This is a genomic window from Micromonospora sp. C81 (assembly GCF_018070425.1).
GTDB lineage: Bacteria > Actinomycetota > Actinomycetes > Mycobacteriales > Micromonosporaceae > Micromonospora > Micromonospora zamorensis.
In genome coordinates this window covers 1-5,393 of sequence record NZ_JAGPXS010000041.1, presented here as the reverse complement: position 1 = coordinate 5,393, position 5,393 = coordinate 1, and the positions used below count along the sequence as shown (strand labels likewise).

Here is a 5,393-nt window from a genome sequence, read left to right as displayed (position 1 = left end):
GGGGTTCCACTGAGGTGGGGCTTCTGGTCGGTGTGTGGTTGTTCTTTGAGAACTCAACAGGGTGCTTGTAAAGCCAGTGCCAATTATGATTTATACCCCGGACTGGTCAGTTTTTGCTGGCTGGTTGGGATTCCTTTGGCAACATTTGTTTGTTGTCAGGATGCTGTTCAACTAATTTTTTGTTGGAGAGTTTGATCCTGGCTCAGGACGAACGCTGGCGGCGTGCTTAACACATGCAAGTCGAGCGGAAAGGCCCTTCGGGGTACTCGAGCGGCGAACGGGTGAGTAACACGTGAGCAACCTGCCCCAAGCTTTGGGATAACCCTCGGAAACGGGGGCTAATACCGAATAGGACTTCCGGCCGCATGGCTGGGGGTGGAAAGTTTTTCGGCTTGGGATGGGCTCGCGGCCTATCAGCTTGTTGGTGGGGTGATGGCCTACCAAGGCGACGACGGGTAGCCGGCCTGAGAGGGCGACCGGCCACACTGGGACTGAGACACGGCCCAGACTCCTACGGGAGGCAGCAGTGGGGAATATTGCACAATGGGCGGAAGCCTGATGCAGCGACGCCGCGTGAGGGATGACGGCCTTCGGGTTGTAAACCTCTTTCAGCAGGGACGAAGCGAGAGTGACGGTACCTGCAGAAGAAGCACCGGCCAACTACGTGCCAGCAGCCGCGGTAAGACGTAGGGTGCGAGCGTTGTCCGGATTTATTGGGCGTAAAGAGCTCGTAGGCGGCTTGTCGCGTCGACCGTGAAAACTTGGGGCTCAACCCCAAGCCTGCGGTCGATACGGGCAGGCTAGAGTTCGGTAGGGGAGACTGGAATTCCTGGTGTAGCGGTGAAATGCGCAGATATCAGGAGGAACACCGGTGGCGAAGGCGGGTCTCTGGGCCGATACTGACGCTGAGGAGCGAAAGCGTGGGGAGCGAACAGGATTAGATACCCTGGTAGTCCACGCTGTAAACGTTGGGCGCTAGGTGTGGGGGACCTCTCCGGTTTCCTGTGCCGCAGCTAACGCATTAAGCGCCCCGCCTGGGGAGTACGGCCGCAAGGCTAAAACTCAAAGGAATTGACGGGGGCCCGCACAAGCGGCGGAGCATGCGGATTAATTCGATGCAACGCGAAGAACCTTACCTGGGTTTGACATGGCCGCAAAACTCACAGAGATGTGAGGTCCTTCGGGGGCGGTCACAGGTGGTGCATGGCTGTCGTCAGCTCGTGTCGTGAGATGTTGGGTTAAGTCCCGCAACGAGCGCAACCCTCGTTCGATGTTGCCAGCGCGTTATGGCGGGGACTCATCGAAGACTGCCGGGGTCAACTCGGAGGAAGGTGGGGATGACGTCAAGTCATCATGCCCCTTATGTCCAGGGCTTCACGCATGCTACAATGGCCGGTACAATGGGCTGCGATACCGCGAGGTGGAGCGAATCCCAAAAAGCCGGTCTCAGTTCGGATCGGGGTCTGCAACTCGACCCCGTGAAGTCGGAGTCGCTAGTAATCGCAGATCAGCAACGCTGCGGTGAATACGTTCCCGGGCCTTGTACACACCGCCCGTCACGTCACGAAAGTCGGCAACACCCGAAGCCGGTGGCCCAACCCCTTGTGGGAGGGAGCCGTCGAAGGTGGGGCTGGCGATTGGGACGAAGTCGTAACAAGGTAGCCGTACCGGAAGGTGCGGCTGGATCACCTCCTTTCTAAGGAGCACCTTCCGACGAAAGTCGGTAAGGAGCCCGCACTGCCCGACTGTGGTGGTGGGGTGCTCAGATGGCGGAGACACTGGCAAGTTTTGCCCTGGCAACGGCCGGCGGCGCCTAGTACAGCCACTTCGGTGGTGGGAACGGTGGTTGTTGGTGCGGCTGGGGGAGAATGTGAGCACCCTGTTGGGTCCTGAAGGAACAACCATCGTGTTGTTGTTTCAGAGACTTGGCCAGCCCTCCGGTGTGGGGGCTGGGAGTCTGCCAGGCATGGCCTGGCTCCACATACCGCCAACTGTTGTTGGGTTTGGTGTGGGGCGGATCGGGTTGTGGGTTGGTCGTTTGTTGAGAATTGCACAGTGGACGCGAGCATCTTTGTGGTCAAGTTGTCAAGGGCGAACGGTGAATGCCTTGGCACCAGGAGCCGATGAAGGACGTGGGAGGCCGCGATAGGCCTGGGGGAGCTGTCAACCAAGCTGTGATCCCAGGGTGTCCGAATGGGGAAACCTGGCACCAGTCATGTGGTGTCACCCACACCTGAACACATAGGGTGTGTGGAGGGAACGCGGGGAAGTGAAACATCTCAGTACCCGTAGGAAGAGAAAACAATTTAGTGATTCCGTGAGTAGTGGCGAGCGAAAGCGGATCGAGGCTAAACCGGCTGCGTGTGATACCTGTCAGGGGTTGCGTGGTCGGGGTTGTGGGACCCTGCTGAACAAGCTGACACTTGTTCGAGAAGTTACAAAGTTAGTGGCTAGTCGAACAGTCTGGAATGGCTGACCGTAGACGGTGAAAGTCCGGTAGGTGAAAGTTGCTGACCTTCTGTGGGTGTTCCCGAGTAGCGGCGGACCCCTGAAATCTGCCGTGAATCTGCCAGGACCACCTGGTAAGCCTAAATACTTCCTGGTGACCGATAGCGGACAAGTACCGTGAGGGAATGGTGAAAAGTACCCCGGGAGGGGAGTGAAATAGTACCTGAAACCGTTCGCCTACAATCCGTCGGAGCCTTGCGGGGTGACGGCGTGCCTTTTGAAGAATGAGCCTGCGAGTTAGTGGCATGTGGCGAGGTTAACCCGTGTGGGGGAGCCGTAGCGAAAGCGAGTCTGAATAGGGCGATTCAGTCGCGTGTCCTAGACCCGAAGCGGAGTGATCTAGCCATGGGCAGGCTGAAGCGCGGGTAAGACCGCGTGGAGGGCCGAACCCACCAATGTTGAAAAATTGGGGGATGACCTGTGGTTAGGGGTGAAAGGCCAATCAAACTCCGTGATAGCTGGTTCTCCCCGAAATGCATTTAGGTGCAGCGTCGCGTGTTTCTTGCCGGAGGTAGAGCACTGGATGGTCTAGGGGGCCCACAAGCTTACCGAAATCAGCCAAACTCCGAATGCCGGTAAGTGAGAGCGCGGCAGTGAGACTGCGGGGGATAAGCTTCGTAGTCGAGAGGGAAACAGCCCAGATCACCAGCTAAGGCCCCTAAGCGTGTGCTAAGTGGAAAAGGATGTGGGGTCGCATAGACAACCAGGAGGTTGGCTTAGAAGCAGCCACCCTTTAAAGAGTGCGTAATAGCTCACTGGTCAAGTGGTTCCGCGCCGACAATGTAGCGGGGCTCAAGCACACCGCCGAAGCTGTGGCATTCACATTTTAACCTCGCTTGGACTTGATTCCTTGTGCAGGTGTGTGGATGGGTAGGGGAGCGTCGTGCCGCGAGTGAAGCAGCGGGGTGACCCAGTTGTGGACGCGGCACGAGTGAGAATGCAGGCATGAGTAGCGAAAGAAGGGTGAGAAACCCTTCCGCCGGATGACCAAGGGTTCCAGGGCCAGGCTAATCCGCCCTGGGTGAGTCGGGACCTAAGGCGAGGCCGAGAGGCGTAGTCGATGGACAACGGGTTGATATTCCCGTACCCGCGAAAGAGCGTCCCTGATGAACCTCGTTGTGCTAACCACCTGAACTGACTGATGTCTTCGGACGGATGTCGGGGAGGCTGGGAACCTGATGGGTAGTAGTCAAGCGATGGGGTGACGCAGGAAGGTAGCTGAGCCCGGCCGGTGGTTGTGCCGGGGTAAGCGTGTAGGCCGTGTTGTAGGCAAATCCGCAACACATTAAGGCTGAGACGTGATGCCGAGCCGATTCAGGTGAAGTCAGTGATCCTATGCTGCCGAGAAAAGCCTCTAGCGAGTTCTTAGCGGCCCGTACCCCAAACCGACACAGGTGGTCAGGTAGAGAATACCGAGGCGATCGGGCGAACTGTGGTTAAGGAACTCGGCAAATTGCCCCCGTAACTTAGGGAGAAGGGGGGCCGGAGACGTGAAGCCCCGCGCGGGTGGAGCGTTGTATGGCCGCAGAGAGCAGGGGGAAGCGACTGTTTACTAAAAACACAGGTCCATGCGAAGAAGTAATTCGATGTATATGGACTGACGCCTGCCCGGTGCTGGAACGTTAAGGGGACCTGTTAGCTCTTCGGGGCGAAGCGGAGAACTTAAGCGCCAGTAAACGGCGGTGGTAACTATAACCATCCTAAGGTAGCGAAATTCCTTGTCGGGTAAGTTCCGACCTGCACGAATGGCGTAACGACTTCCCCACTGTCTCAACCACAGGCCCGGCGAAATTGCAGTACGAGTAAAGATGCTCGTTACGCGCGGCAGGACGGAAAGACCCCGGGACCTTTACTATAGCTTGACATTGGTACTCGAATTAGTTTGTGTAGGATAGGTGGGAGCCGGTGAAGTCCATACGCCAGTATGGGTGGAGGCAATCTTGAAATACCACTCTGGTTGATTTGGGTATCTAACTTCGGACCGTTATCCGGTTCAGGGACAGTGTCTGGTGGGTAGTTTAACTGGGGCGGTTGCCTCCTAAAAGGTAACGGAGGCGCCCAAAGGTTCCCTCAGCCTGGTTGGCAATCAGGTGTTGAGTGCAAGTACACAAGGGAGCTTGACTGTGAGACTGACAGGTCGAGCAGGGACGAAAGTCGGGACTAGTGATCCGGCACTTGCGAGTGGAAGCGGTGTCGCTCAACGGATAAAAGGTACCCCGGGGATAACAGGCTGATCTTCCCCAAGAGTCCATATCGACGGGATGGTTTGGCACCTCGATGTCGGCTCGTCGCATCCTGGGGCTGTAGCAGGTCCCAAGGGTTGGGCTGTTCGCCCATTAAAGCGGTACGCGAGCTGGGTTTAGAACGTCGTGAGACAGTTCGGTCCCTATCCGCCGTGCGCGTAGGATACTTGAGAAGGGCTGTCCCTAGTACGAGAGGACCGGGACGGACGAACCTCTGGTGTGCCAGTTGTCCTGCCAAGGGCACGGCTGGTTAGCTACGTTCGGAAGGGATAACCGCTGAAAGCATCTAAGCGGGAAGCCTGCTTCAAGATGAGGTATCCCACCCACCTTGGTGGGGTAAGGCCCCCAGCTAGACGACTGGGTTGATAGGCCGGAAATGTAAGCCCGGTAACGGGTTCAGTTGACCGGTACTAATAGGCCGAGGACTTGACTACTAAGCTGCTACGCGTCCACTGTGCAACTCTGAACAAGCGAACACCCGTGATTTTGTGCCGGGGTTGTTTGACATGTTCATAGAGTTACGGCGGTCATGGCGGAGGGGAAACGCCCGGTTACATTCCGAACCCGGAAGCTAAGCCCTCCAGCGCCGATGGTACTGCACTCGTGAGGGTGTGGGAGAGTAGGACGCCGCCGGACAATCTT

At 57.3% G+C, this 5,393-nt stretch carries 3 rRNA genes; all 3 read left to right on the top strand.

Annotated elements, in window-relative coordinates:
* Positions 1 to 179: 179 nt before the first annotated feature.
* The 3 genes from KBX46_RS32190 (at position 180) to rrf (ending at position 5,387) form a co-directional block, all read left to right on the top strand.
* Positions 180 to 1,696: ribosomal RNA gene (locus tag KBX46_RS32190) — 16S ribosomal RNA — on the top strand.
* Between the two features lie 379 nt (positions 1,697 to 2,075).
* Positions 2,076 to 5,185 (top strand): 23S ribosomal RNA (locus KBX46_RS32185).
* Between the two features lie 85 nt (positions 5,186 to 5,270).
* A 5S ribosomal RNA gene (gene rrf / locus KBX46_RS32180) occupies positions 5,271 to 5,387 on the top strand.
* Together the 16S, 23S and 5S rRNA genes form the textbook arrangement of a ribosomal RNA operon.
* The last annotated feature ends 6 nt before the right edge of the window (positions 5,388 to 5,393 follow it).